The following is an 870-nucleotide window of genomic DNA, read 5'->3' as shown; positions in this document are numbered from 1 at the left end:
GCCGCGCAGTGGTGGACGCGCTGCAGGAACGTGTCGGGGAGGGACGGTCCCAGCAGGCCGCTGGCCCGGGCCCGGTCCACCAACGCCACCGCGTCGGGCACCTCGATCCGCATCGCGGCAGCCAGGTCGGCCGCGCCGAGCTCCCCGGACAGCGACAACACCACCACCGCGTCGAGGACGGCGTCGTCGCACCAGCGCAACCGCTCGGTCAGCGCCTGCTCCGCGCGCCGGGCCAGAGCGACCGGGTCGGTGCCGGGTTCGCTCAGTGCCGCGGTGATCAAGAGCGGCAGGCCGCCGGTCACCGTTGTCAGGGCCCGGATCAGCTCCGGCGACGGCTCGGTCGCGAGGATGGTGGCGGCGGCGTCGGCGATGTCCGCTGCGGTCAGCGCGGACAGCGCCAGCGCCGGGCGCTCGCGCTGCACGGCGATGACCAGCGCGCGCAGCGCCGGGCGGTGCGTGAGCGGCTCAGCGGCCACCACCACGGTGCAGGTGCGGTCGAGGACCAGTTCGGTCAGCTGGTGCAGCGCGTCGTCGTCGAGCAGGTGCGCGTCGTCGATGACGACCGCCTGGCCAGGTTCCTCGCCCGGGCGCGGCAGACGCGGTGTGACCGCGACGCCGCCGGCGTCCAGCGCCACGCGCACGGCGGCCAGCGTCGAGGACTTCCCCGTGCCGATGCCGCCGGTCACGGCCATCACCGCCGGCTCGGTGGGCGCGGCGGCCAGACTCGCGACCGCGGCCCGCGCGGCCGGGGGAACCCTCACGGTGACAGCGGCGGCGCAGCCAGCGGGGTGGTGACATCCCCTCCGGCGTCCGGGGTGACCGGATCGGGTTCGGGCTCGGGTTCCGGGGGCGGCGCCGTCGTGGTGGGGG

1 pseudogene is annotated in these 870 nt (G+C 76.6%); it reads right to left on the bottom strand.

Annotated elements, in window-relative coordinates:
* A pseudogene (locus tag J3476_RS28060) lies at positions 1 to 761 on the bottom strand (LuxR family transcriptional regulator); the annotation flags it as partial.
* Between the last annotated feature and the right edge of the window lie 109 nt (positions 762 to 870).

This window comes from Mycobacterium sp. PO1, from assembly GCF_017312405.1.
GTDB lineage: Bacteria > Actinomycetota > Actinomycetes > Mycobacteriales > Mycobacteriaceae > Mycobacterium.
This window is presented reverse-complemented; position numbering and strand designations above follow the sequence as displayed.